This window comes from Kitasatospora sp. NPDC059722, assembly GCF_042733235.1.
Lineage (GTDB): Bacteria > Actinomycetota > Actinomycetes > Streptomycetales > Streptomycetaceae > Kitasatospora.
The window spans coordinates 26,652-50,474 of record NZ_JBHWGD010000050.1 but is presented as its reverse complement, the minus strand read 5'-3'; the positions used below and the strand labels follow the sequence as shown (position 1 = coordinate 50,474).

General features: G+C 73.3%; 23 protein-coding genes. 14 read left to right on the top strand and 9 right to left on the bottom strand.

All coding sequences use genetic code 11. The features are described 5' to 3' along the window. Positions 1-56: 56 nt before the first annotated feature. The gene (locus ACFV4F_RS28050; protein WP_380439370.1) at positions 57-857 is read right to left on the bottom strand and encodes an inositol monophosphatase family protein; all 801 of its coding nucleotides are present in this window, start codon (positions 855-857) and stop codon (positions 57-59) included. Positions 858-966: 109 nt separating this feature from the next. Between ACFV4F_RS28050 and ACFV4F_RS28045 the strand changes: the two genes are divergently transcribed. After that, positions 967-1,959, top strand: coding sequence for an Lrp/AsnC family transcriptional regulator (locus ACFV4F_RS28045; protein ID WP_380506490.1), 993 nt, complete (start codon positions 967-969; stop codon positions 1,957-1,959). Positions 1,960-2,052: 93 nt separating this feature from the next. Here the strand turns inward: ACFV4F_RS28045 and ACFV4F_RS28040 are convergent, their stop codons facing one another. Together ACFV4F_RS28040 and ACFV4F_RS28035 are read right to left on the bottom strand one after the other, a co-directional pair. After that, positions 2,053-2,535, bottom strand: coding sequence for a DUF2269 family protein (locus ACFV4F_RS28040; protein ID WP_380439374.1), 483 nt, complete (start codon positions 2,533-2,535; stop codon positions 2,053-2,055). A 109-nt stretch (positions 2,536-2,644) separates the two neighbouring features. Beyond that, on the bottom strand, positions 2,645-3,364 hold the full coding sequence (locus tag ACFV4F_RS28035; protein WP_380506488.1) for a 4'-phosphopantetheinyl transferase family protein: 720 nt from the start codon (positions 3,362-3,364) through the stop codon (positions 2,645-2,647). Positions 3,365-3,615: 251 nt separating this feature from the next. On the opposite strand from ACFV4F_RS28035, the gene ACFV4F_RS28030 reads away from it, so the two are divergent. Beyond that, entirely contained in the window at positions 3,616-5,181 is a 1,566-nt protein-coding gene (locus ACFV4F_RS28030) for a choice-of-anchor A family protein (RefSeq protein WP_380506485.1), read from the top strand. Positions 5,182-5,410: 229 nt separating this feature from the next. On the opposite strand, the gene kynU is transcribed toward ACFV4F_RS28030, so the two are convergent. Both kynU and ACFV4F_RS28020 read right to left on the bottom strand, forming a co-directional pair. After that, positions 5,411-6,661 (bottom strand): kynureninase, encoded by a 1,251-nt coding sequence (kynU, locus tag ACFV4F_RS28025; protein ID WP_380506547.1) that lies wholly within the window; start codon positions 6,659-6,661, stop codon positions 5,411-5,413. Between the two features lie 14 nt (positions 6,662-6,675). Then, positions 6,676-7,506, bottom strand: a complete 831-nt coding sequence (locus ACFV4F_RS28020) for a tryptophan 2,3-dioxygenase (RefSeq protein WP_380506482.1) — start codon at positions 7,504-7,506, stop codon at positions 6,676-6,678. A gap of 238 nt (positions 7,507-7,744) precedes the next feature. Here ACFV4F_RS28020 and ACFV4F_RS28015 point away from each other — a divergent pair, with 238 nt between their 5' ends. Together ACFV4F_RS28015 and ACFV4F_RS28010 are read left to right on the top strand one after the other, a co-directional pair. Beyond that, a complete protein-coding gene (locus ACFV4F_RS28015) occupies positions 7,745-8,179 on the top strand; it encodes an Lrp/AsnC family transcriptional regulator (protein ID WP_380439382.1) in 435 nt (144 codons plus the stop codon). An 88-nt stretch (positions 8,180-8,267) separates the two neighbouring features. Continuing rightward, positions 8,268-8,807: an NADPH-dependent FMN reductase gene (locus ACFV4F_RS28010; protein WP_380506479.1), complete on the top strand. Its 540-nt coding sequence runs from the start codon at positions 8,268-8,270 to the stop codon at positions 8,805-8,807. Positions 8,808-8,880: 73 nt separating this feature from the next. Here the strand turns inward: ACFV4F_RS28010 and ACFV4F_RS28005 are convergent, their stop codons facing one another. Next, on the bottom strand, positions 8,881-9,510 hold the full coding sequence (locus ACFV4F_RS28005) for a MarC family protein (RefSeq protein ID WP_380493499.1): 630 nt from the start codon (positions 9,508-9,510) through the stop codon (positions 8,881-8,883). Positions 9,511-9,659: 149 nt separating this feature from the next. On the opposite strand from ACFV4F_RS28005, the gene ACFV4F_RS28000 reads away from it, so the two are divergent. The 3 genes from ACFV4F_RS28000 to ACFV4F_RS27990 all read left to right on the top strand — a co-directional run bounded on the left by ACFV4F_RS28000 (position 9,660) and on the right by ACFV4F_RS27990 (position 13,164). After that, the gene (locus tag ACFV4F_RS28000) at positions 9,660-10,220 is read left to right on the top strand and encodes a DoxX family protein (protein WP_380439387.1); all 561 of its coding nucleotides are present in this window, start codon (positions 9,660-9,662) and stop codon (positions 10,218-10,220) included. Between the two features lie 173 nt (positions 10,221-10,393). Next, positions 10,394-11,014 (top strand): hypothetical protein, encoded by a 621-nt coding sequence (locus ACFV4F_RS27995; RefSeq protein WP_380506476.1) that lies wholly within the window; start codon positions 10,394-10,396, stop codon positions 11,012-11,014. A 317-nt stretch (positions 11,015-11,331) separates the two neighbouring features. Next, positions 11,332-13,164 carry a glycosyl hydrolase family 18 protein gene (locus ACFV4F_RS27990; protein WP_380506473.1) on the top strand — a complete coding sequence of 611 codons (1,833 nt, stop codon included), beginning with the start codon at positions 11,332-11,334 and terminating at the stop codon, positions 13,162-13,164. A 120-nt stretch (positions 13,165-13,284) separates the two neighbouring features. Here ACFV4F_RS27990 and ACFV4F_RS27985 read toward each other — a convergent pair whose 3' ends face one another. After that, complete coding sequence (locus ACFV4F_RS27985) at positions 13,285-13,845, bottom strand: MarR family winged helix-turn-helix transcriptional regulator (RefSeq protein ID WP_380493505.1); 561 nt, start codon at positions 13,843-13,845, stop codon at positions 13,285-13,287. Positions 13,846-13,993: 148 nt separating this feature from the next. Between ACFV4F_RS27985 and ACFV4F_RS27980 the strand changes: the two genes are divergently transcribed. The 4 genes from ACFV4F_RS27980 to ACFV4F_RS27965 all read left to right on the top strand — a co-directional run bounded on the left by ACFV4F_RS27980 (position 13,994) and on the right by ACFV4F_RS27965 (position 18,702). Further along, positions 13,994-15,298 (top strand): MFS transporter, encoded by a 1,305-nt coding sequence (locus ACFV4F_RS27980; RefSeq protein WP_380506470.1) that lies wholly within the window; start codon positions 13,994-13,996, stop codon positions 15,296-15,298. Positions 15,299-15,469: 171 nt separating this feature from the next. Then, positions 15,470-17,086, top strand: a complete 1,617-nt coding sequence (locus tag ACFV4F_RS27975) for a dolichyl-phosphate-mannose--protein mannosyltransferase (RefSeq protein WP_380506467.1) — start codon at positions 15,470-15,472, stop codon at positions 17,084-17,086. Between the two features lie 56 nt (positions 17,087-17,142). After that, complete coding sequence (locus ACFV4F_RS27970; RefSeq protein ID WP_380439448.1) at positions 17,143-18,000, top strand: ABC transporter permease; 858 nt, start codon at positions 17,143-17,145, stop codon at positions 17,998-18,000. A 117-nt stretch (positions 18,001-18,117) separates the two neighbouring features. Further along, positions 18,118-18,702, top strand: coding sequence for a TMEM165/GDT1 family protein (locus ACFV4F_RS27965; protein ID WP_380439397.1), 585 nt, complete (start codon positions 18,118-18,120; stop codon positions 18,700-18,702). Between the two features lie 96 nt (positions 18,703-18,798). On the opposite strand, the gene ACFV4F_RS27960 is transcribed toward ACFV4F_RS27965, so the two are convergent. Continuing rightward, a complete protein-coding gene (locus ACFV4F_RS27960) occupies positions 18,799-19,932 on the bottom strand; it encodes a peptidoglycan-binding domain-containing protein (RefSeq protein WP_380506464.1) in 1,134 nt (377 codons plus the stop codon). A 333-nt stretch (positions 19,933-20,265) separates the two neighbouring features. On the opposite strand from ACFV4F_RS27960, the gene ACFV4F_RS27955 reads away from it, so the two are divergent. Further along, complete coding sequence (locus tag ACFV4F_RS27955; RefSeq protein WP_380506462.1) at positions 20,266-22,359, top strand: MFS transporter; 2,094 nt, start codon at positions 20,266-20,268, stop codon at positions 22,357-22,359. A 1-nt stretch (position 22,360) separates the two neighbouring features. On the opposite strand, the gene ACFV4F_RS27950 is transcribed toward ACFV4F_RS27955, so the two are convergent. Beyond that, the gene (locus ACFV4F_RS27950; RefSeq protein WP_380439403.1) at positions 22,361-22,837 is read right to left on the bottom strand and encodes a MarR family winged helix-turn-helix transcriptional regulator; all 477 of its coding nucleotides are present in this window, start codon (positions 22,835-22,837) and stop codon (positions 22,361-22,363) included. Positions 22,838-22,899: 62 nt separating this feature from the next. Between ACFV4F_RS27950 and ACFV4F_RS27945 the strand changes: the two genes are divergently transcribed. Next, positions 22,900-23,310 carry a cupin domain-containing protein gene (locus tag ACFV4F_RS27945; RefSeq protein ID WP_380439405.1) on the top strand — a complete coding sequence of 137 codons (411 nt, stop codon included), beginning with the start codon at positions 22,900-22,902 and terminating at the stop codon, positions 23,308-23,310. Positions 23,311-23,351: 41 nt separating this feature from the next. Continuing rightward, the gene (locus tag ACFV4F_RS27940) at positions 23,352-23,681 is read left to right on the top strand and encodes an antibiotic biosynthesis monooxygenase family protein (protein WP_380439407.1); all 330 of its coding nucleotides are present in this window, start codon (positions 23,352-23,354) and stop codon (positions 23,679-23,681) included. Positions 23,682-23,823: the final 142 nt, after the last annotated feature.

The window sequence follows — 23,823 nt, the reverse complement described above, 5'->3', positions numbered from 1 at the left end:
GTGCAGCAGGTCGGTCGACGTTCCGCAGCATCTGGACCACGTCCGCGCGCACCAGGTCAGTCGACGTTCCGCAGCACCCGGACCACGTCCGCGTGCAGTCCGGGCGCGGCGGCGAGGAACCCGTCGGACGCGGCCGTCCAGGCCGCCCCGGCGGTGTCCGTCACCGTCGCGCCCGCCTCGCTCGCGATCAGTGCGCCGGGCAGCAGGTTGGGCGCGTCGGCGCCGTACTCCCAGAACAGCGCGAGGTGCCCGGAGCCGACCTGCGCCACCTGGAGGGCGGTCGGACCGAGGTTGCGCACCGCGACGACGGCGCCGGCCATCGCGGTCAGCGACTCGCCCGCCCGGCGCAGGGCGACCGGGTCGCCGGCGGCGGTCGGCGGCTGGCTGGTCGCCGCGACGGCCGACCCCAGGGTGCGGGGCAGCGGCGCGATCGGCCGCCCGTCCAGGTGGGCGCCGCCGCCGAGCACGGCGCGGTAGGTCCGTCCACCGAGCAGCTCGGGCGCGTGGACCACGGCCAGCACGGCCCGGCCGTCCCGGACGAGCGTCGCGGTGACGGCCCAGTACGGCAGGCCGAGCAGGTACTGCACGGCGCCGTCGGTGGCGTCGCACAGCCACCACTCGCCCTCGGCCGGCACCGCGCCGTCGAACTCGTCGTCCAGCCAACCGGCGTCCGGGCGCAACGAGCCGAGCCGCTCCCGCAGTTCGGCTGCGGCGGGGCCGTCGATCTCGGCGAACCGCGCCACCGCCTCCTCGGCCGTCCGCGCCGGGGTCGGCTCGGTGGGCCGTCGCGCCACCAGCTTCGCGCCGACCTCGCGCACCGCGGCCTCCACACCCTCGGCCAGCGCCCACAGCTCCATCGTCGTACCCCACTCCTGGCCGGACCGTCCGGCCGCACAGGACAAGGAGTACCGTCGGACCGGATGAACAGGACGCTCAACGGGCTCGGAATGATGGAGATCGGACACCATGGATCTATCGACGGCTGATCCGGACACGGCCCTCGACCTCCTCGACCGCCGGCTGGTCTGCGCGCTCCAGGTCGACGGCCGGGCCGAGACCGGCCGGATCGCCGAGGTGCTGGGCGTCTCCGCCCGGACGGTCACCCGTCGCCTGGCCAGGCTGCGCGGGGCCGGCGTGCTGCGGGTGGTGCGGATGCCGGACGTGGAGGACGCGGCCGTCGGCGCGCTGCTGCTGCGCGTGCGGGTGCTGCGCGGCACGGTGGACGCCATCGCGAAGGCGCTGGCCGACCGCCCGGACGTCCCGTTCGTCGACGTGATGCTCGGCGGCCAGGAGATCGGCGCCGTCATGCTGAGCGACGCCGGCGGCCGCGACCGCCTGCTGTACGGGCAGCTGCCCGCGACCGCCGCCGTCACCGAGACCACCACCCACGCCGTCCTGCACGCCTACGCGGACGCCGGGCAGTGGCAGGCCGGATACCTGGAGGCGGACGAAGCCGCGGCGCTCGCCCGGCCCGTCGCACCGCGCCCGCGGACGCCCCCGCCGTTGGACGAGCTGGACCACGCGCTGCTGGCCCGGCTCACCGAGGACGCCCGGCAGTCGCACGCCGCCCTCGCCGAGGCCGTCGGCGCACCCGAGTCGACCGTCCGCCGCCGCCTGCACCGCCTCGACAAGTCCGGGCTGCTGCGCACCCACGCGACCGTCGACCCCCGGCTGCTCGGCCTGGCCGTGGACGCCAACCTCTGGCTGGACGTGCCGCCCGGCCGGCTCGCCGAGACCGGCGCGGCCCTGGCCGGGCACCCGCACGTGCACGGGGTGCTCGCGACCAGCGGGCCGACGAACCTGATGGCCGCGGTGTTCTGCCGGGACCACGCGGGGCTCTACCGGTTCGTCACGGACACCCTCGGCCCGCTCGGGGTGACGCGCGCCGAGACGGCGATCGTCGCGCGCGCGGTGAAGCGGGCGGGCGTCCCGCTCAGGAGGCTCGGCCCACAGCGGTGACCGGGCCCACCGGGGCCTCGCCAGCGTCCCGGCGTCCCAAGTGCCCAAGCACCCAAGCGCCCCGGCGCCCCAACGCCCAAGCGCCTACCGGCCTCAGACGCCGGTGCTCGACCCCGGACGGATGACCATCAGCACCACGACGACCGCCCACAGCAGGTTGAAGACGCCGGCCGTCATCGGCAGCATCTTGAGGCCCTTCACGGCCTTGTCGCGCTGCTCGTCCCCGGTCTCCTGGGCGAGCGCGTCGACGGCGGCCTGCTGGCCGGGCAGCACGAAGAGCAGCAGCGAGAGCGCGGCGACCGCGGTCAGGACCATCGAGACGATCAGCCAGGACTGCCCGAGCACGTCCATCACCTGGGCCAGTCCGATGCCCAGCACCGGCACGGCCACCCCCAGCAGCGCGTAGACCTGGGTGATCCGGTGCAGGATCCGCAGCACGCCGGCGTCGGAGGCCTGGTCGGGCCCGCCCGCCAGCGCCGCCTTCGCACGGCGCGGGAACATGCTGACGGCCACCGCGACCGGGCCTATGAACAGGACCGACGCGAGGACGTGCAGGCTCAGCAGGAACTTGGCCATGGCGGGGACACCCTTAATCCGGCGGTGGGCAGCGATTCGGCGGGGCGGCCGCGGTCCGGCGCCCGACCAGGCACGCTAACACCGCTTACCCCGGCGCCCGCCGCGCGGGTCAGGCCCCGGCCGTCAGCTCCACGACCTGCGGCTCGGCGGTGCTGACCGCCGCCACCGCGGCGCCGTGCGCCGGGTCCGTCCAGTCGACGAAGTGCAGGTCCTGGTGGCGGCTGCGCAGCGGGCCGTCCGCCGGGACGGCCAGTGGCAGGTCGGAGAGGTCGACCGCGGCCAGCGTGTCCATGCTGGTCCGCCCGATCTTGATCAGCGACTCCTTGCGCACCCACAGCCGCAGGAAGGCCCGGTCCGGCTCCGGGGCCGCCTGCACCAGGGCGAGCTCGGCCGGCGCGAGCACCCGCTGCGCGACCTCGCCCAGCGAGCGCCCGCGCGCGGCGAGCTCGACGTCGACGCCGACGGGCTCGAAGCCGGCGGCCGCGGCGACCACGCCCCGGGTGTGCGAGAGGCTCACGTGCACGTCCGGGTGGTCCGGGAGGAACGGCTTGCCGTGGTCGGCCCGGCCGCAGTCGGGGCACTGCTGGGCGAGCGCGAGGCCGTCGGCCGGGACGCCGAGGAGCCGGGCGGCGCAGAGCCGGACCAGGAGGTGGCCGGCGGTGAAGTCGACCCGCCCGGTCTCCGTCCGGAAGCGTGCCGCGCGTTGCCGTTCGAGGTCCGTGAGCAGGTGCTCGCCCACCTCGGGGCGGCGCAGGACGGCCTCGGCGGAGGCGACGGCGACGAGCGGGGCGGGCCGGTCCTGGCGCCGGTCGTGGTCCTCGGTGGTCATGTCCCCAACCTAGGCCATGGGCCCGCGCCCCGGGGGCCGGTCGATCCGCTCGGCCGTTCGATGGACACCGGGATCGGATCCGAGGATCCACAGGGTATGAATAGTCCGATTTGTGACGTCATGTCGCGAATATGTGGGATCACCAGGTAATCACCCGAAGATGGCAGGTTGAGCGACCTGCCTTTTTCCTTGTGTGGAGGAACGCGTCGATGGGTCAGGGCACCGGTACGCCGGATCACAGAACGACCGCCGTGAAGAGACCGCAGGTTCCCGGCCGCCGGGCCGTGCGGATCGCCGTCGCCACGGCCTTCGCCGCGGTGCCGATGGCCGCCGTGCTGTCGGTCGTTTCCGCCGCGCCGCTGGCGCCGCCGCTCGGCGCCTGCACCGGGCCCGACTGCCCGTCCACCTGGCCGCCGCCGAACAACGGCGACTTCACCGGCCGGGACGCCACGATCAACGTCTTCACCGGCGGCGACTACACCGTCAACGGCCGTGCCGCCGAGGCCGAGGGCAAGATCGTCACGCTCGGGGTCCTGACCCTCGACAAGAACGGGGGCGGCGTCTACAACATGGGCGTCGTGGGTGTCGGCTCACGCGTCGTGCCGCCCAACGGCAGCGACTTCGTCACCACCGGCGGCAACGTCGACGTGAAGAGCGGCAACTCGATCCTGATCGGCGGCAGCGACTCCCACGGCCCGGCTTTCGGCAACCTGCGCCACGCGGGCAGTGTCACCGGAACCGTCAGCATCGACCCGATCGGCGAGTCGATCCAGGACCCGAACGCGGCAGCGCCGTACCAGACGGTGCTCACCCAGATCGAGGAGGTCTCGGACTGCGTCGGGCGGGCCACCGCCACGGGCACCGTCGACGTGTCCTCCAGTCAGGCCACCTTCACCGGTGACGGCACCAGCACGAAGCAGGTCTTCAACGTCACCCGGAACCTCGCCTCGCCGACCGGCGGGCAGATCGGCCTGGTGTTCAACAACATCCCGGCCGGGGCCACCGTCGTGGTGAACATGCTCGGCGACAGCCCGGTCATCAACACCTACACGGGCACCGGCCTGGCCGGGGACCAGACCACGGACATGCGCTCGAAGCTGATGTACAACTTCCCGACCGCGACCACGGCGCAGATCCTCGGCAGCGCCCAGTTCCAGGGCTCTGTCCTGGCGGGCAACCCGGGCGGGACGACGACCATCGCCCAGGCGGGCATGAACGGCCGGGTGTACCTCGCGGGCAACCTGATCCACACCGGCACCGGCGGCTACGAGATCCACAGCTACCCGTTCGACGGGGACCTGCCGGAGTGCAAGACCTCGCCGAGCCCGTCGCCGTCGTCCAACTCGCCGTCCCCGTCGCCGACGAACTCGCCGTCTCCGACGAACTCGCCGTCTCCGACGAACTCCCCGTCCCCGACGAACTCCCCGTCTCCGACCAGCTCCCCGTCCCCGACGAACTCCCCTTCGCCGACCAACTCGCCTTCGCCGACCAACTCCCCTTCGCCGACCAACTCGCCTTCGCCGACCAACTCCCCGTCTCCGACGAACTCCCCGTCGCCGTCCCCGACCGCGAGCACCACGTCGCCGTCGGCCACCACCACCTCGCCCTCGGCGAGTTCGTCCACCGCGGGCCCTGTGCCGACCAGCTGGCACCCGACCGGACACGAGTCCAGCGGTCACCACCACCACGGTGGCGGTGAGCTGCCGTCGACGGGCGCGGGCAACGCCCCGTTCGTCCTCGGCGCCGCGGGCGTCGGCGCACTCGCCCTCGGCGGCCTCGCCGTGATGGTCGCCCGCCGCCGCGGCCGCCACAGCTGACCACCCCCACGGCACGACGGGCCGCCCGGTCACTCCCGACCGGGCGGCCCGAGCCGTGCCTGCGGCCGTCGGCGAGCGTATGAAGAGGCCGGAACGCGAGGGGCCGGCCACCGGTCGTGCGGTCAGCGTCCCGCGAGGAACCGGTCCATGGCCTTCGTCACTGCCCCACGACGCGGGCAGGGAGCGCCCGTTCCCGGCCGGATCCCCCGGCCGGGAAGCCCGGGCCCGGTCAGGTCACCTCGCCCCGGCGGGAGAACCGTTCCTGCCGCCACTCGCTGCTCTCCAGCACCTCCGCCAGCTGCTGCGCCGCGTCCCAGACGTCGACGTGGGACAGGTAGAGCGGGGTGAACCCGAAGCGCATCAGGTCCGGCGCGCGGAAGTCCCCGATCACGCCGCGCGCGATCAGCGCCTGCACCACCGGGTAGCCGTCGGCGAACCGCAGCGCGACCTGGCTGCCGCGCCGGGCGTGCTCGCGCGGGGTCGCCACCTCGATCCCGTCCAGGCCCTCGACCAGCGCGATGAACAGGTCGGTCAGCGCGAGGCTCTTCGCCCGCACGGCGGCCAGGTCGGCGCGCTCCCACACGTCCAGGCTGGCGCCCAGCGCGGCCTGGCCGAGCAGTGACGGCGAGCTGCACAGGAAGCGCCCGATGCCCTCCTTGGGGTCGTACCCGGGCTCGAACGCGAACGGCCGCGCGTGGCCGAACCAACCGCTCAGCGGCTGCACCGGACCGGCCGCCAGGTGCCGCTCGGCGACGTACAGGAAGGCCGGCGCGCCCGGGCCGCCGTTCAGGTACTTGTAGGTGCAGCCGATCGCGAAGTCCGCGCCCGAGGCGCCGAGTTCGACCGGCAGCGCGCCCACCGAGTGGCACACGTCCCAGATCATCAGCGCGCCCGCGGCCTGCACGCGCGCGGTGATCCCGGGCATGTCGAGCAGCTCGCCGGTGCGGTAGTCCACGTGGGACAGGACGACGGCGGCGACGTCCCCGTCCAGGTGCGCGTCCAGCTCCTCCGGGCGGATCAGCACGCTGCGCGCGCCCTCGACCAGGCCGGTCACGCCCTCGGCGATGTAGAGGTCGGTCGGGAACGCCTCGGCGTCGCCGAGCACCGTGCCGCGCCCCGGGCGCAGCCGCAGCGCCGCCGAGAGCACCTTGAACAGGTTCACCGACGTGGTGTCGCAGACCGCGACCTCGTCCGCGCCGGCCCCGACCAGCGGTGCGATCCGGCGGCCGAGCGCGTACGGCTGCTCGAACCAGCCGGCGTCGTTCCAGCTGCGGATGAGGTCGCGGCCCCACTCCTCCTCGACCACCTGGCGCACCCGCTCGGGCGTGCGCACCGGCAGTGCGCCCAGCGAGTTCCCGTCCAGGTAGATCACCCCGTCCGGCAGTGCGAACTCCTTGCGGAACGCCGCCAGCGGGTCGACGGCGTCCAGCGCCGCGCACTCCTCGCGCGTGAGCGCACCCGTGATCTTGCCCGTGCCCATGTCCTGCCTCTCGCTCACATCTCGTCCCGGATGGACCACAGCTCCGGGAACACGTCCTGGTCGGCCGACTTGCGCAGCCAGGTCAGCCCGCTGGAGCCGCCCGAGCCGGGCTTGGCGCCCATCGTGCGGCGGACCGCGTTCAGGTGGCGCTGGCGCCACCGGGTGACCCGCTCGGCGACGTCCAGCAGCACCTCGGCGAGCGGCTGGAGGCCGGCGAACTCCGGCTCGGCGTACACCCGGCGCCAGGCCGCCTCGACCTCGGGGGAGGCGTGGTGGCGCTGCTCGGACGGCAGGTGCGGGACGGTCAGTCCCTGGCGGGCGAGCACGGCCAGCGCGTCGTCGTACAGGCTGGGGGCGCGCAGCGCCTCGGCCAGCTCGTCGCGGGTGCGCGGCGCGTCCGCGTACATGTTCAGCAGCGCGGCGTTCTTGTTGCCGAGCAGGAACTCCAGGTGCAGGAAGGCCGAGGACTGGAAGCCCGAGGCCTCGCCGAACAGCGCGCGGAAGGAGTTGAACTCCTGCGGTGTCATGGTGGCGAGCAGGTCCCAGGACTCGGTCAGCACGTCCTGGACGTGCGTGCCGCGCCGCAGGGCGGCGAGCGCCGCCGGCAGGTCGTCCTCGCGCAGTGCCTGCTGGGCGAGCGTCCACTCGTGCCGCAGCAGGTCGAACAGCAGCTCCATCACCTGCGTGGTGACGATGAACGACATCTCGGCCGGCGCCTTGCTGAGCGGGTGCTGCAGGCCGTGCAGCTCGTCCAGGCGCGCGTAGCGGGCGTACGGGGTCCCCCGACCCGGTTCCTCGCCCCCGACGAATGACAGGCTGGGCGTTTCCACCGTGTCGTGCCCCATCCCGATCCCTCCTGACGGCCGGGCACCACGGCCCGGGCCCGGTGACCAGGCGGACGGCCTGGTTCCACCGGGGGCCCCATTGTGCGGCGGTGTCGGCCCCGGATTGAATGGCCTCCGGGTACCGCAACGGGCCCTCGGGCTGGTGTTCGCGAGGCGTTGCGCCGATTCCCTTTACGATCGGCAAGACCGCCGATTCCAGCCACTCGCACGCCACGTGCACAGCACTCCGGGAGCCGCCATGGACGCCGTCGACCGCCGCCTGCTGGCCGAGCTCCAGGCCGACGCCAGGCTCTCGTACAACGAACTCTCCCGCCGGGTGAGCCTGTCCGCACCCGCGGTGGCCGAACGGGTCCGCCGGCTGGAGGCGGACGGTGTGATCACCGGCTACCACGCCCACGTGGACCTTCCCCGCGCCGGGCTGCCGATCACGGCGCTGGTCCAGATCCAGTGCTACGGCCCGCGCTGCGTGCTGCGCGACCCGGAGGTGGCGAACTGGCCCGAGGTCCTCCAGCTGCACCGGGTCACCGGCGGGGCCTGCTGCGTGCTGCTGGTCGCGGCGCCCACGATGGCCGAGTTCGAGCGGCTGTGCGACCGGCTCGGCGGCTACGGCCAGCCGTCGAGCTCGATGATCCTCTCCAGCCCGGTGCCGTGGCGCACGGTCGTCGTGCCGTGACTCCCGTGACGCCCATGGCTCCCGTGACTCCCGTGGCCGTGGGGAAAACCCCTCCCCGGTCCCGGGACCGGGGAGTAGGTTCCTCGGCATGCCGAACGAGCGTCACATCCTGCTTCTGACCGGGAGCCTCCGCGCCGGATCCTCCAACGAGACGGTGCTGCGGACGGCCGAGGCCCTCGCCGCCGGGGCCCCGGGCCTGCGCGCCACCTACTTCGAGGGGCTGGCCGACCTCCCGCACTTCAACCCCGACCACGACACCGATCCGCTGCCGGAGGCGGTGGCCGCGCTGCGCGCCGCGGTCGAGGCCGCCGACGCGCTGCTGATCTGCACGCCGGAGTACGCGGGCACGCTGCCCGGTTCGTTCAAGAACCTGCTGGACTGGACGGTCGGCGGGGTCGAGATCTCCGACAAGCCGGCGGCCTGGATCAACTGCGCCGCCCCCGGCCGCGGCGAGGGCGCCGAGGCCACCCTGCGCGCCGTCCTGGGCTACACCGGCGCGGCCGTCGTGGACGCGGCCTGTGTCCGGATCCCGCTGGACCGCGGGGCGGTCGGTGCGGACGGCCTGATCGCCGACCCGCTGGTGCGGGAGCGGATCGGTGAGGTGCTGACCCGCCTCGCCGCGGCCTGACGGCGCGGCCGGCCGGGCCCGGCGCCGTTCAGCGCCGCCGGGCCCGGCGCCCTTCAAGGGCCGCCAGTGCCCCTCAGTGCCCCTCGGCGATGTGCACGCCGAGCCCGGCCAGGCCGTTCAGGAACAGCTCGACGCCCACCGCCGCCAGCAGCAGTCCGAGCAGCCGGGACAGCACCTCCAGCGAGGTGCGGTGGGTGCGCCGCATCAGCGGGGCGAGCAGCGCCACGGCGACGTAGTTGATCACCACGACGGCCACGTAGGCCCCGGCGACGGTGGTCCGCCAGCCCCAGTCGTCCTTGGTGAGCGAGGCGACCAGGACGGCGCTGACGGCGAGCGGGCTGGCGATGTACGGCAGCAGGAGCTCGCGGAAGCCGTCCAGCATCGGGTTCGGCAGGTGCTCGTCGTCCTCGCCCTCGCCGAGGTGCACCCCGAAGACCAGCGCGACGGCGTAGATGAAGAAGATCGTCCCACCGGCGAGCTGCAGCGACTGGTCGCTGATGTGGAACAGCGTCGTGACCTCGTCCGCGCTGAAGCCCAGCACCAGGCCGATCACGGCCGAGACGACCGTGCTCCAGGCGGCGAGCCGCCGCAGTTCCCGGGTGGTCCGGGTGGGGGCCAGCCGGGCGAAGGACAGCAGCACCTTCGGCGGTCCGACGACGGCGAAGAAGGTGATGAAGGCGCTGGACAGGTTGAAGACGAACATCCGCTCAGCATGACCGCGGGGTCCGCCGGGGGCCGCGGTCCGTTCCCGGTCGGCGGCTGATTCGCCCGGATGGCGGTCCCGGCTCGAACGGGTGCGCGGTCTCGGGTCCCATGGACGGAGGACCACCACCGCGGGAACGAGGTTGCGACATGTGTCTGAACCGTAGGGACCTGGGCCTGCTGGCCCTGCGCGGCGCGGTCGGCGGGGTGCTGATCGCGCACGGCACCCAGAAGCTGTTCGGCTGGTTCGGCGGCGGCGGCCTGGAGGGCACCACCAAGGCGATGGAGGGCATGGGCTTCCACCCGGCCAGGGAGAGCGCGATCGCGGCCGGCCTCGGCGAGGCGGGCGGCGGTGCGCTGCTGGTGGCGGGCCTGGCCACGCCGGCGGCCGGCGCGGTGGTGGCCGGCACGATGGCCGGCGCCGTGGCGGTGCACGCCCCGGCCGGCTTCTTCATGACCTCCGGCGGCTACGAGTACCCGGCGTTCCTCGGCGCGACCGGGCTGGCGCTGGGCCTGGCCGGCCCGGGCCGGTACTCGCTCGACCACGTGACCGGCCACGCCTTCGACCGGCCGTGGGTCGGTGTGCTGGCCTTCGTCGCGAGCGCCGCGTCCGCGTACGGCGTGGTGGCCCGGCGCCGGCACGTCGTGCGGCTGCGCGAGGAGCGGGCGGCGGTGGAGGCGGACGAGCAGGAGGGCTCGGGCCTGTCCTGACGTCGCCGCCCTGACGTTGCCGCCCTGACATCGCCACCCTGACGTCGCCGCCCGCCCGGCTCACCCGGAGGCACCGCCCCGCTGGCGGCCCCGCCCGGGGCCTCGGAGGGTGGGCCGGGAGGCGTGCCGGGCGGCCCGGGCGCCGGAGGACACCAGAAGGGACGGGACCGCCCATGGACCGCCAGCCGCTCACCCGGGCCACCCGGGTCACCCGCAGGGTCACCGCGCAGCTGCCGGACGCCCCGCTGCTGCGCCGCCGACGCCGCGCCGTGGCCGGGGTGTTGGCCACCGTGGTGGTCGCGGGTGCGGTGCTGGCGGGGTGCTCGTCGGGCAAGAGCCCGAGCAGTGCGGTGTCCTCGGCCGCCGGCGAGATCGAGAAGGGCGTCTCGGCCGCGGCGTCGGCCGCCTCGGCGCTGGCCTCGGCGGCCGGCGGGGCCGGTTCGGCGCTCTCGTCGGCGCAGGCGCAGGCCTCGGCGGCGTTCTCGGCCGCCTCGTCCGCCGTGGCGGGGATCAAGGGCGGGCTGGACGCCAAGGCCGACGTCGCGGTGGGGGCGGTGACGACCGGTTCGGACGGCAGGGCGCAGGCGCAGCTGACGGTGACCAACCACGGGCAGCAGTCCTACCGGTACGTGATCCAGGTCGACTTCACGGACGGATCCGGCCAGGTGCAGGACGCGACGGCGGTGACCCTGGACGACGTGGCCGCCGGGCAGGGCGCCCAGGCCACCGCGAAGAGCAACCGGGACCTGTCCGGGACGATCAAGGCCGTCGTGGCGAACGCCGTCCGCTACTGACGCGCAGGTCGCCGGGGGTGCCCGTGGGGGAGGCGAACCTTAAGCGCGGGTCAAGGCCCGACGGCCCCTCTTGACGGGCGAGTTGGTCTAGTCCATTTTTATTGCCCAGGTGCAGGGAGCCCCTGAACCGGCGTCAGCGGCCGTACGGCCGTCGGCGCCGGTTCGGCACATCCCGGTGTCCGTCACGGCCTGATCCCGCTCGACCCCCTTTCCCGCTCGATTCCCTTCCTCGATCTGTCATGCCCCGGTCGTCCGGCCCCACCCCGGACGGCGTCCCCGGGGCGGACGGAACCCCCACACCCAGGAGTCACGCACCCATGCTGCGCTCACGCATTGAAAGGGCCGGGACCCCGGCTCAGGAAGGCGTCCGCCGTCGGCGCCCGAAGAGCCTGGCCGCGATCGCGGCCGGCACCACCGCCTCCCTGCTGCTCGGCGCGGGCCTCGCCCTCACCGGCGGCGCCGCGGCCAACGCCGCGACCACCAACTCCACCGGCGCGCCCGCCACCAGCGGCGGCATCAAGGTCGCCTACTTCGACCAGTGGTCGATCTACGCGAACGGGTACTACCCGAAGACGATCCAGGACACCGGCGTGGCCGGGAAGCTGGACTACCTGATCTACGACTTCGCCAACATCAACCCGACCGACCTGGGCTGTTTCGAGGCCACCAAGGCCGCGGACACGAACGACAACAACCCCAACGCGGGTGACGGCGCGGGCGACGCGTTCGCCGACTACCAGAAGAGCTTCGGCGCCGACATCTCGGTCGACGGCGTCGGCGACGTCTGGAACCAGGGGATCGCGGGCAACTTCAACCAGCTGAAGAAGCTGAAGGCGAAGAACCCGAAGCTCAAGGTCCTGATCTCGCTGGGCGGTTGGACCTACTCCAAGTACTTCTCGTCGGCGGCCGCCACGGACGCCTCGCGCAAGCACCTGGTCTCGTCCTGCCTCGACATGTTCATCAAGGGCAACCTCCCGAGCGAGGCCGGCTACGGCGGCCCGGGCTCGGCGGCCGGCGTCTTCGACGGCGTCGACATCGACTGGGAGTACCCGGGCGGCGGCGGTCACACCGGCAACATCTCCAGCCCGGCCGACAAGCAGAACTACACCCTGCTGCTGCAGGAGTTCCGCAACCAGCTGGACGCGCAGGGCAAGGCCGACAACAAGACCTACGCCCTGTCGGCGGCGGTCGGCGCCGGCCAGGACAAGATCATGAACGTCGAGACCGACAAGATCGGCCAGTACCTCACGTTCCTCGACGTCATGACCTACGACATGCACGGCGGCTGGGACGCCCAGGGCCCGACCAACCACCAGGCCCCGCTCTACTCCGGCCCGAACGACCCGATGACCCCGGCCAAGCCGGGCCACGGCAAGTACTCGATCGACAACGCCGTCAAGGCGTGGACGGTCGGCGACCCGGACTACGGCATCCCCGGCGGCTTCCCCGCCAACAAGATCAACATGGGTGTGCCGTTCTACTACCGCGGCTGGACCGGCGTCCCGAACAACGGCCAGAACGGCCTGTTCCAGCCCGCCGCCAACCCCGCCGCCGGTGCCGCGATGTCCGGCAACGTCCCCGGCATCCAGATGTACAAGGAGCTCACGGGCTTCGTCGACAACCCGTCCAAGACCTTCTGGGACGACGCCGCGAAGGCCACGTACTTCTACGACGGCACCACCTTCTGGAGCGGTGAGGACGCCCGGTCGATCCAGGCCAAGCTCGACTACGCCCACTGCAACGGCCTCGGCGGCTCCTTCGCCTTCTCGCTGTACGACCTGGGGACCAACACCTCCCTGTTCGACACGATGGCGAACGCCACCAACGGCTCGGCCGCGGCCTGCCCGGCCCCGCCGACCGGCACCCCGAGCTCCACCGCCACCCCGACCCAGACCCCGACCGGCACCCCCACCGGTACGCCGACCGGGACCCCCACGGGCACCCCGACCGGTACGCCGACCGGCACCCCCACCGGCACGCCGGTCACCTGCCCGGCCGCCCCGAGCTGGGACCCGAACGCCACCTACGCGGCCGGCGGCACCAAGGTCTCCTGGAAGGGCCACTACTACACCAACAAGTGGTGGACCAAGGGCGAGGACCCGACCCAGAGCGGCCAGTGGGGCGTCTGGACCGACAACGGCCCCTGCTGACGCCCGGGCCCGATCCCGAGAACGGCTGAGGGCCTGACGGACCCCGCACCGAAACCGAAAGACGTCCGGCCCGCCGGGGGAGACCACTCCCTCGGCGGGCCGGAGCCATGTGCGGGGCTGCTACGCGGGGTCCGCGGCGCGCCCGGGTGCGTCCGGCCGGCTCTCCTCGATGCGCCGCAGCATCCGGGCCAGCAGGGCCGACAGCACGGCCCGCTCCTCGCCCGCGATGTCCTGGAGCAGTTCCTCCTCGAACACCGCCGCCATCCGCATCGACTCCAGCCACTTGTCGCGGCCGTTCTCGGTCAGCTCGATGATCACCCGGACCCGGTTGGACTCGTCCCGTTCCCGGGTGACGAGGTCCTCGGCCACCATCCGGTCGATCCGGTGCGTCATCGCCGCCGGGGTGAGCCCGAGCCGCTTGGCCAGCTCGCCCGGTCCCAGCCGGTAGGGGCTGCCGGAGACCACCAGGGCCTTCAGCACCTCCCACTCCGCGGACGTGATCCCCAGCACAGTCAGCTGCCGGTCGTAGGCCACCCCCATCCGCCGCGAGACCCGGTTCAGGGTCTGCACGATGGTCTCCACCTGCGGGTCCACCGTGGGGAACTCCCGCTGGTAGACGGCCACCTGCTCGGCGATGCCGAGCTCCCTGGGCTTGGCCGGAGCGGGCTTGTCCGTAGTCATGCGGACCAGTGTCGCACGGGGGCGTGCATCTCTTAAGCCTTTGACTCCACACTCTTCTGGTGCTAAGACTTTATCTCGTCAAACTTTAGCTCTGAAATCTTCTGGACTTAAGAGTATCCAGTCGAATCTCCAAGAAGGGGTGTGCACGGTGACCGGCACGGTGAAGCAGCAGAGGCAGCAGCGACGCGGGGCGGGCGGCCCGCTGCGCCGCGTCCAGATCGGCAACGCGCTCAGCGCGTTCGGCAGCGGGTTCACGATGCCGTACATGTTCGTGTACGTGGACCAGGTGCGCGGGCTCGGCTCGCTGGCGGCCGGGATGGTGTTCACCGTCTTCGCGCTCGCGGCGCTCGCCGTCCTGCCGTTCACCGGCCGCGGCATCGACAAGTACGGTCCCCGGCCCGTCCTGCTGGCCGGCACCGCGCTCGCCGCCACCGGCGCGTTCGCCTTCGGGCACGCCACCGGCACCCCCGCCCTGCTGGTCTCCTCGTTCCTGTTCGGCGCGGGCGTCACCACCTGCCAGCCGGCGCTCGCCACGATGATCGTCCGCTGCTCCACCGCGGCGACCCGGGCGCACGCCTTCGCGCTGCAGTTCACCCTGGTCAACCTGGGCATGGGCATCGGCGCGCTGGTCGGCGGGCAGATCGTGAACGTGGCCGACCCGGCCAGCCTCACCCGGCTGTTCACCATCGAGGCGGCGACCTTCCTCGGCCTCGCCCTGGTCACCGGCACCGCCCGGATGCCCAAGGTCCAGCTGACCGCCGTCCACGGCAAGACCGAAGGCCCGACCGGCCTGCGCGCCCTGGTCGCCGACAAGGCGATGCTGCGGCTCTGCGTCCTCGCCGGGCTGATCTTCTTCACCTGCTACGGCCAGTTCGAGTCCGGCGTCGCGGCCTTCGCCACCGACACCGTCGGCACCGCGCCCTCCACCCTGGGCTTCGCGATCGGCGCCAACGCGCTGACCATCGTCGTCCTGCAGATGTTCATGGTGCGGATCACCGCGCGCCGCCGCCGCACCACCGCCATGGCCGCGGCCGGCGTGGTCTGGCTCGGCGCCTGGACGATGGCCCTCGTGGCCGGCCTGATCCGGACCGAGGCCATGGCCGCCACGGTCGCGATCGTCTCGATCTACGCCCTGTTCGGCGTCGGCGAGTCGCTGCTCGCGCCCACCATGGGCCCGATCGTCGCCGACCTCGCCCCGGCCCGGCTGCTCGGCACCTACAACGCCGGCTACGCCCTGGTGAAGCAGATCGCGATCGCGGTCGGCCCGGCCGTCGGCGTGCTGCTGGTCGGCTCCGGCACCTGGCCGCTCTACCTCGCGGCCATGGCGGGCTCCACCCTGCTGATCGTCGCCCTGGCCCTGCGGCTGCGCCCGCACCTCACGCCGGAGCAGGACAACGCGGCCCCGGCCGTCGTCCACGCGATCCCCGTCCGGGAGCTCCAGACGGCCGCCTGAGCGGGCCCCGACGAACACCGCGCGCACGGGCGCCGACCGGGTCACCCGGGCGGCGCCCGTCGCGCTTGGCTTCGCGACCACCGCCACATAGTGTCAGTGCCTGTCGACCGCCCGGCCCCGGCCGGCACGGCGGTCACTGGCACAGCGGTACACCGGCGAATCGGCGAGGCTATGACGCAAGCGGCGCTCACGCACCCCCCGGCGGCACCGACCCCGGACCCCGGACCGGCCCCGCGCGGGCCGCTGGTCGCGGCGGCCGACCGGGCCGCGTGGTTCGGCTGGCTCGGGCCGATCGGCGTCGCGCTCTTCGCCGGCCTGCTGCGGTTCTGGAACCTCGGCTACCCCAACGCCTTCGTCTTCGACGAGACGTACTATCCCAAGGACGCCTGGTCGCTGCTCAAGCAGGGCTACGAGGGCAGCTGGCCGGACCACGCCAACGCCGACGTCCTGGCCGTCCCGCAGGGCGTCCCGCTCACCAACGCCCCGGAGTTCGTCGCCCACCCGCCGCTGGGCAAGTGGGTGATCGCCGTCGGCGAGCAGCTCTTCGGACTGCACCCCTTCGGCTGGCGGTTCATGACCGCCCTGCTCGGCACCGTCACCGTGCTCATGCTCGCCCGGATCGGCCGCCGCCTCTTCGGCTCCACCCTGATCGGCTGCACCGCCGCCCTCCTGATGGCCGTCGACGGCCTCCAGCTGGTGATGAGCCGGGTCGGCCTGCTCGACGGCGTCCAGATGTTCTTCGTCCTCGCCGCGTTCGGCAGCCTGCTGATCGACCGCGACCACGTGCGCGCCCGGCTGGCCGGCGTCACCGACGGCGACACCGTCCGGCTCGGCCTGCGGCCCTGGCGGATCGCCGCCGGCGCGTTCGTCGGCTCCGCCGCCGCGGTCAAGTGGAACGGCGTCATGGTCCTCGCCGCCTTCGGCATCCTGACCGTCCTGTGGGACCAGTCCGGCCGCCGCGCCGCCGGCGCCCGCCGCCCCTGGCGCTCGATGCTGCGCCGGGACGCCGTCCCCGCCTTCCTCGCCATGGTCGGCTCCGCGGTCGTCGTCTACGTCGGCGCCTGGAGCGGCTGGCTGGCCAACGGCGCCAACGGCGGCGGCGGGTACGACCGGCACTGGGCCGACGACCGCGCCGGGCTCTCGCCGGACAGCGTCCTCGGCGTCCCGCTGCCGCAGGTCTCGATGAGCTGGGTGCCCGCGCCGCTGCGCAGCCTGTGGCACTACCACTCGCAGATGTACGACTTCAACACCGGGCTGAGCACCCCGCACACCTACCAGTCCAACCCGTTCAGCTGGCTGGTCATGGGCCGCCCGGTCTCCATGTACTGGGAGCAGGTCCCGATCGGCACCCGGGGCTGCACCACGCCCGGCGGCTGCTCGGCGCAGATCCTCGGGCTCGGCACGCCGCTGCTCTGGTGGACGGCCTGCTTCGCGCTCGTCTACCTGCTGTGGCGCTGGTTCTTCCGGCGCGACTGGCGCTCGGGCGCCGTGCTGTGCGCGGTGGCCGCGATCTACCTGCCCTGGTTCCAGTACCAGGAGCGGACGGTCTTCTCCTTCTACATGGTCGTGCTGGTGCCGTTCCTGTGCCTGGCCGTCGCCCAGATGCTCGGCGCGATCCTCGGCCCGGCCGGCAGCACCCCCGAGCGGCGGCGGATCGGCGCGGCGGCGGCCGGGCTGATCGTGCTCGCGATCGTCGGGTGCTTCGCCTTCTTCTACCCGCTCTACACGGCGGAGGTGATCCCGTTGACGTCCTGGCAGGACCGGATGTGGTTCACCAGCTGGATCTGAGCCCGTTGACCGGACGGTCCTGGGCGGGCTCCGCGCTCGCCGCGTCGGGCGGACAACTGCTGCCCGTCACCCCGGTGCTCGGGGTGGTGGCCGCCGTCCTGCTGCTGGCCGCCGTCGCGGTGGCCGGGTGGGGCCTGCTGGGGCACGGGCACGCGGTGCTGCGGGCCGGGCTGCGGGCGGTGGTGCAGCTGGCGGCCGTCGCCGCGGTGATCACCTGGGTGGTCGGCTCCCTGTGGTGGTCGGCGCTGTTCGTGCTGCTGATGTTCACCGTCGCGGTGCGCACCGCCGGGCGGCGGATGACCCCGGGGCCGGGCTGGGTGTGGGCGGCGGCCCCGATCGGCGCCGGGGTGCTGCCGGTGCTCGTCCTGCTACTGGCCGTCGGACTGCTGCCGCCGAAGGGCCTGTCCGTCATCCCGGTCGCGGGGATCCTGATCGGCGGCGGGCTCACCGCCACCTCGCTCGCCGGGCGGCGCGCCCTGGACGAGCTCCGGCAGCGGCGCGGCGAGGTGGAGGCGGCGCTGGCGCTCGGCTTCGAGGAGCGCGACGCCCGGCTGGAGATCTGCCGGACGGCCGCCGCGACCTCGCTCGTCCCCGCCCTGGACCAGACGCGGACGGTCGGCCTGGTGACGCTCCCCGGCGCCTTCGTCGGCATGCTGCTCGGCGGGTCCTCGCCGGTGCAGGCCGGCGCGGTCCAACTGTTCGTGCTGGTCGGCCTGTTGGCGGTGGAGGCAGCCGCCGTCGTGGTGGTCCTGGAGCTGGTCGGGCGCGGGCTGGTGACGGCGGCCGACCTCCCACCGGGTGGGGAGCCCGCCCGGCGTCGGGTAACCTGGACGGCGTTGAAGGGGAGTAGCCCTCCACCGGACCGTCGACATACTGGCCCCCACGGGCCCGGCGCCCGGGGCACGCGGTCGTGAGGCCGGTGCCGGCGAGACCTTCGGCCGCAGTGCTGTGACCGTTTCCAGTGCTGTCGGGCCGAGGCGTCCCCTGACGGAGCTGCCGCGGACCGGCGGCCCGACCGAGGGATTCCTCCGATGAGTGTGACCGTAGCCGCGTTGACGTTCGGCATCATCTTCCTGGCCGAGCTGCCGGACAAGACCGCCCTGGCCAGTCTGGTCCTCGGCACGAAGTACCGCGCGAGCTACGTCTTCGCCGGCATCGCCGCCGCCTTCGCCGTCCAGGTGGGCATCGCCCTGGTGGCCGGGCACCTGCTCTCGCTCCTGCCGCACCGCTGGGTCGAGGGCGTCACCGGCGCGCTGTTCCTGGCCGGCGCCGCGATGCTGCTCTTCCACGGTGGCGGCGACGATGACGAGCACGCCGCCAAGGAGCCGTCCTCCAGCAGCTTCTGGAAGGTGGCCGGGGCGAGCTTCGTGGTCGTCGCGGTGGCCGAGTTCGGCGACCTGACCCAGATCATGACCGCCAACCTGGCCGCCAAGTACGCCGATCCGCTGGCCGTCGGCATCGGCTCCTGGCTGGCGCTGTGCGCGGTCGGCGGGATCGCGATCGTGGGCGGGCAGAAGCTGCTGAAGCACGTGCCGATGAAGCTGATCGTCCGCGTCGCGGCGGCGATCATGGTGGTGCTGGCGGGCGTCAGCATCGTCGGGGCCGTCACGGGCTGACGCGCCCGCCCGTTCCGGCTCTCCGGGGCGGGATCGGCTCGCCCTTACCGGGGGCGGATCCGCTCGCCCTTAGCGGGAACGGATCAGCAGCCGGGGTCAGCAGCCGGGGTCCGCGGCGAGGGCGGCCTGGGTCTTGGGACCGTAGACGCCGTTCTCGCCCTTGATCCGGTTGTCGTGCTGGTAGCTGATCAGCACCGACTGCGTCCAGTAGTCGAAGGTGCCGGTGACGATCGACTTGTCGACGAATCCGCACTCGGCGGCGTAGAGCTGCTGCTGCATCGCCTTGACGTCGGCGCCGGCCATCCCGAGCTGCAGAAGACGCGGCGTGGGGGTCGGGGTCGGCGTCGGGGTGGGCGTGGGCGTCGGAGTGGGGGTCGGCGTCGGCGTCGGGGTGGGCGTCGGCGTCGGGGTCGGGGTGTGGGACGGGGTGGGCGTCGGCGTCCTCGTCGGGCTCGGCTTGGCCGTCCGGGTGGCCGTCGGGCTCGGGGTGTCGCTCGTCGGCGCCGCGGCGCTCGGCTGCGGGGCGGGATCGGTGGTCGGGTCCGCCGGCGCGGGGGCGAGCGACGTGGGCGCGGGCAGCGCCTTCTGCGCCGGCGGCGACGAGGGCGTCACGGCGTACGCGAGGCCGACGGTGAGCGCCAGCAGGCCCGCGCCGGCGCCCGCGATCAGCAGCTTGTGCCGGGCGAGCGGGCTCTGCTCGGCCTGCTCGGCGGCCCTCCGCGCGGCCCGTCCGGCGACGGGGGTGGTCTCCGGGTCGGGCTCGGGGGCGGGGTTGTCGAACGGGAAGTAGCCGAGGTCGTCCCCGGGCTGGACGGGCGGGACGGGCTGGACAGGCGGCATCGCGGTGGTCGCGTAGCCGTCCTGGGCGTACGCGTCGGGCGCGTACCCGTCCGGCGCGTACCCGTCCGGGGCGGCGCCGGGGACGGGCGGCAGCACGGTGGTGGCGTACGCGTCCGCGTCGGGCCCGAGCGGCGGCACGGGCGGGTGCGCTGCCATGGGTGCGGCTGCCGGAGGGCTGTGCGGCGCGGCGGTGTGCGGCGCGGTGTGCGGCGCTGCGGCGTGCGGCGGCTCCTCCGCGACCTGGCCGGCTGCCTGCGGCACGTACGGGCGGACCAGCGGCGGGCCCTCGACGTGCGGGAGGACGGCGGTCTCGTCGAGACTCCGGTCCGGGAGGCAGCCGCACCCGGCGGTGCGTGCGGTGCCGCACGTCGGGCAGTGCTGGTCCGGCATGGGCCGGCCCTCCTCGGATCTCGGTTCGCGGTTCTCGTGCTCTCTGGCGCGCGGCCGGGCGGTCCCGGGTCGCACGATCGGGCCTGATTATGCAGGACGTCCCGGAGGGTGGACAGGGCCGTCCGGCCGTCCGCGGTGGGGTTGTGCCGGTTGGTGGTGGTTGGCACCAGGTGAACGGTCCGTGTTCGGTTGACAGGTGGGGCGCTTACGTTCGGCTCAATCAGGCGGCACAAAGCAGGGCAATTCTGACAGCATGGTGGCTGGGAGTGATCATCCGCCCGGGCCGTCCGCTCCCGCCCGGCCCGCGACCCCACGCAGACGCCAGGAGGCGCCATGACGGACCCGCCGGACCCTCGGGACCCTCCCGCGGCCTTCGGCCGGAGCCCGGCGCCCGAGCCCGGCCCGCCGGCGGTCACCGTCCCCAACCTCTGGGTGCCGATCGGCGCCCTGCTGCTGGCGATGCTGCTCGCCGCGCTCGACCAGACCATCGTCTCCACCGCGCTGCCCACGATCGTCAGCGACCTCGGCGGCCTGGAACACCTGTCCTGGGTGGTCACCGCCTACATGCTCGCCTCGACCGCGGCCACCCCGCTCTGGGGCAAGCTCGGCGACATGTACGGCCGGAAGCGGTTCTTCCAGGCCTCCATCGTCATCTTCCTGCTCGGCTCGGTGCTCTGCGGAATCGCCCAGGACATGGGCGAGTTGATCGCCTTCCGGGCGCTCCAGGGCCTCGGCGGCGGCGGGTTGATGGTGCTGTCGCAGGCGATCGTCGGCGACCTCGTCTCGCCCCGCGACCGCGGCAAGTACCAGGGCCTGTTCGGCGCCGTGTTCGGCGTGACGAGCGTGCTCGGGCCGCTGCTGGGCGGCCTGTTCGTCGACAACCTCAGCTGGCGCTGGGTCTTCTACATCAACCTGCCGATCGGCGTGGTCGCCCTGGTCGTCATCGCGGCGGTGCTGCACGGTCTCGAGGTCAAGCGCGAGCACCGGATCGACTACCTCGGCACCGCGCTGATCGCCTCCGTCGCGACCTGCCTCGTGCTGATGACCTCGCTCGGCGGCACCACGTGGGCGTGGAGCTCCTGGCAGATCGTCGGGCTCGGCGTGCTGGGGCTCGTCCTGCTCGTCGCCTTCGTTCAGGTCGAGCGGACGGCGCAGGAGCCCGTCCTGCCGCTGCGGCTGTTCCGCTCACGGACGTTCAGCCTGGTCGCGGTGATCTCCTTCGTCGTCGGCTTCGCGATGTTCGGCGCGCTCACCTACCTGCCGACCTTCCTCCAGGTCGTCATGCAGGTCTCGCCGACCATGTCCGGCATCCACATGCTGCCGATGGTGCTCGGCATGCTGGCCACCTCGATCGGCTCCGGCCAGATCGTCGCCCGCACCGGGCACTACCGGGTCTTCCCGATCGCCGGGACGGCCGTCACCACCGTCGGCCTGCTGCTCCTCTCCCGGCTCGACGAGCACACCGGCACGGGGGAGATGAGCCTGTACTTCCTCGTCTTCGGCCTCGGGCTGGGCCTGGTGATGCAGGTGCTGGTGCTGATCGTGCAGAACTCGGTCGGCTACCAGGACCTCGGCGTGGCCACCGCGGGCGCGACCTTCTTCCGCTCCATCGGCGCCTCGTTCGGCGTCTCCATCTTCGGGACGGTCTTCGCGAGCGGCCTGAAGTCCCGGCTCGCGGACGCGCTGCGTGGCGTGCCGCTGCCGCCCGGCTTCCGTCCCGACGCGATCACCTCCGACCCGCGCGTCGTCAGCCGCCTGCCGGCCGCCGTCCAGACGGCCGTCCACCACGCGTACGCCGAATCGATCACCCGCGTGTTCCTGTACGCGGTGCCCGTCGCGGTGGTCGCCTTCGTGCTGTCGCTGTTCCTGCGCGAGCAGACGCTGCGCACCACCGTGACGGCACCGGACCTGAGCGAGTCCATCGGCCTCAATCCGGTGGAACGCTCCTCGCTGGACGAAATCGCCCGCGCCCTCTCGGTGTTGAGCACCCGCGAGGCCCGGCGCGACCTGTTCCGCCGGATCACCGCCACCGCCGGCCTGGACCTGCTGCCCGCCTCCAGCTGGCTGCTCCTCCAGATGCACCAGCACGGTTCCGCCGAGCCGGCCGAGCTCGCCGAGCGGCGGGTCGTGCCGATCGCCGTCATCGAGGCGGCGGCCCGCGAGGTCGAGAGCCGCGGGCTGGCCTCGCGCCACGGCGGACTGCCGCTGCGGCTCACCGAGCCGGGGGAGCAGGCCGCGCTGAAACTCGTCGCGGCCCGGCGCACCCAGCTCTCCGAACTGCTGGGCGACTGGGACGAGAAGCAGTACGCCGACCTCGCCGACCTGCTCACCCGGCTCAGCTCCGGCCTCTGCGCCGACCCGCGTGACCGCCCCGACCCGGTGGGCGGCCTGGAGCCGCCGTACCGGGGCGAGGGCCGCTCGTTCTGATTCACGGTGCTCCGAACCAGCGCGGGGTGTCGAGCCGGAACGGGTCGCCGGGCGCGAGCAGTCGCAAGTCCTTCTCCATCTGCCGGAGGTGCTCCTCGCCGAGGGTGGCGGACCACTGGGCGCGCAGCTCGTCGAAGATCCGGGCCGAACGGGCGAGGCAGTCCACCCCGCGCGCGGTGAGCCGGACGACCTTGCGGCGGGCGTCGGCGGGGTCGCTGCCGCGCTCGACGTAGCCGAGCTGCTCCAGACCCTCGACGGTCTTCCCGGCGGCCTGCTTGGACACGCCGAGGCGGCGGCCGAGCTCGACGGCGGTGGTGCCGTGCGGCCCGATCGCCTGGAACACGAAGCCGTGCATCGGCCGCACGTCGGGATGTCCTTCGCGGGCCAGGCGCTCGTGCAGCTCGTCGATGATCGTCCGGAAGGCGAGCAGGAGGCGCAGCGGCAGCTCGAAGCCGGGCGGGGCGGGTTCGCTTGACATGATAGACAACCTCATTGACCATATAGACAACGACATTGTCCATCCTAGGGGGTTCCATCGCCATGCCCGTGATCCGTCACGCCGACGCGCGCCGCACCGAGACGCCGAACGCCGTCATGACCACCTACGCCTCGCCGACCCAGGGCGCAACTGCCCTTGCGATGTGGCATGTCGACATGGGCGCCGGGAAGCAGGGGCCACTGCACGCCATGGACGTCGAACAGATCTGGACGCTCCTGAGCGGCTCCGCCGTCGTTTCTCTCGCCGGTGAAGCGCTTTCCCTCTTCGCCGGGGACACCGTCGCCCTCCCCGCCGGTGCGGCCCGCCAGATCTCGACCGACGACGGCTTCACCGCCATCGTGGCCTCACCTTCACCCGCCCACGCCTACAACTCCGACGCCGTCACCCCGGAGGGAGCCTGCGGGATGGCACCGAAGGGCGACGAGCGGGTGCTCCCGCCGTGGATCGCGTGAGGTGTAGGAGACTTCTCGAAGCACCCGAGAGAAGGAGCAGCATGTCCGTCGTCAAGATCAACGTCCTGACCGTCCCCGCCGAGCAGCGCGAGGTGCTGGAGCAGCGCTTCGCCTCCCGCGCCGGCGCGGTGGAGAACTCCGACGGCTTCGAGTGGTTCGAGCTCCTGCGCCCGGTCGAGGGTACCGACCAGTACCTGGTCTACACCCGCTGGCGCAGCGAGGAGGACTTCAAGGCCTGGATGGAGGGCCCGATGCAGGCCGCCCACCGCGGCGCCCCCGCCGAGGGCGGCGAGGCCCCGAAGCGCCCGGCCGCGTCCGGCTCCACGCTGTGGTCCTTCGAGGTCGTCCAGTCGGCGGGCCCGAAGGCCTGAGTGGTCGTTGAACGAGCGGCGGGGGCCCCGCCGGCGGGGGGGGGGCGGGGGCGGGGGGGGGGCGGGGTCGGGGGGCGGGGGGGGGCCCCCGCGCCCCGGGGGCCACCCCCCCCCCGCCCACCCGCCGCCCCCCCACCACACC